Origin of the sequence: Cryobacterium sp. 10I1, assembly GCF_035019805.1 — a bacterium.
In the GTDB taxonomy this organism is placed as follows: domain Bacteria; phylum Actinomycetota; class Actinomycetes; order Actinomycetales; family Microbacteriaceae; genus Cryobacterium; species Cryobacterium glucosi.
Map to the genome: position 1 here is coordinate 1 of NZ_JASJVF010000354.1, position 2,579 is coordinate 2,579.

Annotated in this window: 4 protein-coding genes; 1 reads left to right on the plus strand and 3 read right to left on the minus strand. The window is 69.8% G+C overall.

Annotation, left to right across the window (positions count from 1 at the left end; genetic code table 11):
• The first annotated feature begins 111 nt into the window (after window positions 1-111).
• Window positions 112-411, plus strand: a complete 300-nt coding sequence (locus QN345_RS17825; protein ID WP_323508997.1) for an alpha/beta hydrolase — start codon at window positions 112-114, stop codon at window positions 409-411.
• 18 nt (window positions 412-429) lie between these two features.
• Here the strand turns inward: QN345_RS17825 and QN345_RS17830 are convergent, their stop codons facing one another.
• The 3 genes from QN345_RS17830 to QN345_RS17840 form a co-directional block, all read right to left on the minus strand.
• Window positions 430-1,266: a VOC family protein gene (locus tag QN345_RS17830; protein WP_322189899.1), complete on the minus strand. Its 837-nt coding sequence runs from the start codon at window positions 1,264-1,266 to the stop codon at window positions 430-432.
• 98 nt (window positions 1,267-1,364) lie between these two features.
• Complete coding sequence (locus tag QN345_RS17835; RefSeq protein WP_134446230.1) at window positions 1,365-1,742, minus strand: VOC family protein; 378 nt, start codon at window positions 1,740-1,742, stop codon at window positions 1,365-1,367.
• 58 nt (window positions 1,743-1,800) lie between these two features.
• Window positions 1,801-2,579, minus strand: a 779-nt coding sequence (locus QN345_RS17840) for a phosphoribosylaminoimidazolesuccinocarboxamide synthase (protein WP_323508998.1), incomplete at its 5' end; no start/stop codon positions are given.

Below are 2,579 nucleotides of genomic sequence, written 5' to 3' on the forward strand. Positions count from 1 at the left end.
CGCATGTCGGGAGCGTAACATTCGGCGGCGTGGTGGAACGAGGACAACCCGCACACCGTCGGTCTTCCGGACGCAGCCCTGACCGCCGACGAAGCGTTCCGCCGTCTGCGGATGGGGGCAACGAGCGACGACCAGCTGCTCGGTGCGGCAGCGATCCTCAGCGACGAGAACGACACCACCGGCGAGCTGCTCGCGACCGGTCTCGACACCCTCGTCGCGCACGGAGTCGACGACCCGGCCTGGCCGCAGGACTGGCAGGCGAGCATGGCCGGCCTGCTCGATGCCCGGTATGCGATCATCCCGGAGGCCGCGCACTCGCCGCAGCTCGAGAATCCGGAGGCGACCGCCGACCTGCTCGACGAGTTCTGGGGTCGCGACCGCGCGCATCCGCCGGTCGAGCCCCAGCAGTAGGCCGCGCGCCCGCCTTCGTCAGGCGGGGAGCGCCGTGCGCACCACGATCTGGTTGCCCCAGGGGTCGTCGAAGCCGAGGGTCTGCCCGTCGTGCCGGGTCGCGATGCCGAAGTGGGACATCCGCTCGGTGAGCGCACCGAGGTCGTCGGCACCGGGCAGCACGATGTCGACCTCGCCGAGGCCGAGGGCGAGGCGGCGCCTGCCCGAGCCGGCGCTGTTCCAGGTGTTCATCGCCATGTGGTGGTGGTACCCGCCGGCCGAGACGAAGAGCGCGGACGGGCCGAAGTTCGCGGTCGCCTCGAAGCCGAGCCGGTCGACGTAGAAGGCGCGGGCGGTGGGCACGTCGCCGACGGAGAGGTGCACGTGACCCACGATGGCGTTGCCTGCACCGGGATCGGACACGCCCTCCTCGGTGAGGTGCTCGCCGATGAAGACGTTGGGGTCGAGGGCGAGGGTGGCCATCTCGACCTGGCCGTGGGCCCAGCTCCACTCGGTGCGGTCGCGGTCCCAGTAGAGCTCGATACCGTTGCCCTCGGGGTCGGTGAAGTAGAACGCCTGGCTGACGAGGTGATCGGCGCTGCCGGTGAAGGTGCCCGGATGCTTCGTTGCGACCGAGTAGACCGCCGCGGCGAGCTGCGCCTGGGTCTCGAACAGGATCGCGGTGTGGAACAGGCCGCTCGAGCGGGGCTCGGGGGCTGCGAGTTCCGGCGCGTGCTGGAGGATCACGATCGGGGTCGTGCCGCGCCCCATCACGGCGATGGGGCCGTCCTGGCTGAGCGGGCTCAGCGTGACGGCGTCGCGGTAGTACGCGATCATGCGGTCGAGGTTGCCGACGCGCAGGGTGACGGCGCCCATTCCGGTCGCCGCGGGCAGGAGTTCTGATGCAGATCTGGTCACACCTGCGTCAACGGATGCCCCCGCCCCGGTATTCCGCCCACGACGGGCGGGGGAAGTCAGTCCTGGTGCAGCTGGATCAGGTTGCCGCAGGTGTCGTCGAAGAGGACGGAGGTGCCGAAGGCATCCGTGTACGGTTCGCTCGTGAACTGCACGCCGAGACGGCCGAGGCGCTCGTATTCGGCGCGGACGTCGGGGCTGCCGAAGACGATCGCGGGCAGGCCGAGGGCACGGATGCCCTGGGCGTACTTCGCGGCGACCTTGTTGTCGCTCGGCTCGAGCAGGAGGCCGACGCCGTCCGGGTCCTCCGTGGACTTGACGATGTACAGCTGGTGCTCCGGCATGGCCAGAAGCTTCTCGAATCCGAGGACGGACGTGTAGAAATCGAACGCGGTGGCGGGGTCTTTCACGTGGACGCTGCACATCTTGATTCGCATGTCGGGAGCGTAACATTCGGCGGCGCCGGGCGCCGAGTCCTGTGACCGCGCGCGTCGGTCAGGCGACAGGGGTGTCCCCGGCGAGCCGGGTGAGCAGTTCGCGGTAGCGGGCGGCGGTGCGCTCGATGATGTCCTCCGGGAGCGCCGGGGGTGTGCCGGTCTGGTCCCAGTGCGCGCTCAGCCAGTCGCGGACGATCTGCTTGTCGAAGCTGGACATCCGCTGTTCGGGGGTCGTGCCGGTCTGCCAGAGTACGGCGTCCCAGTAGCGGCTCGAGTCGCTCGTCAGCACCTCGTCGGCGAGGGTGATCTCTCCGGTCGCCCGGTCGGCGCCGAACTCGAACTTGGTGTCTGCGAGGATCACCCCGTTCTGTTCGGCGATGACGGATGCCCGGCGGAAGATCTCGAGGGAGAGGCGGCGCAGCTCGGCGGCGACGTCGGCGCCGACGAGCTCGACGGTGCGCTCGAAGGAGATGTTCTCGTCATGCTCGCCCATCGGGGCCTTCCACGCGGGCGTGTAGATCGGTTCGGGCAGGCGGTCGCCGTTCTGCAGCCCCGCCGGGAGCGGCAGGCCGCAGACCGTCTGGCTGGCCTGGTATTCCTTCCAGCCCGAGCCGGTGAGGTAGCCGCGCACGACGCACTCGATCGGGAACATGTCGAGGGTCCTGCAGAGCATGGCGCGGCCCGCGGCGGCGGCCGGGATGCCCGCGGCGTCGTCTGTACCAGCGGTGGCAGTATTCGCCAGCAGGTGGTTGGGAATCCCGGCGAGCTGCCCGAACCACCAGAGGCTGAGCGTCGTGAGCAGCACGCCCTTGCCCGGGATACCGGGCTCGAGCACGT

Excerpts from the sequence above, each read along its gene's own strand:
- QN345_RS17825 (WP_323508997.1), top strand. The coding sequence starts at position 112 with ATGGGGGCAACGAGCGACGACCAGCTGCTCGGTGCGGCAGCGATCCTC.
- QN345_RS17830 (WP_322189899.1), bottom strand. The coding sequence starts at position 1,266 with ATGGGCGCCGTCACCCTGCGCGTCGGCAACCTCGACCGCATGATCGCG.
- QN345_RS17835 (WP_134446230.1), bottom strand. The coding sequence starts at position 1,742 with ATGCGAATCAAGATGTGCAGCGTCCACGTGAAAGACCCCGCCACCGCG.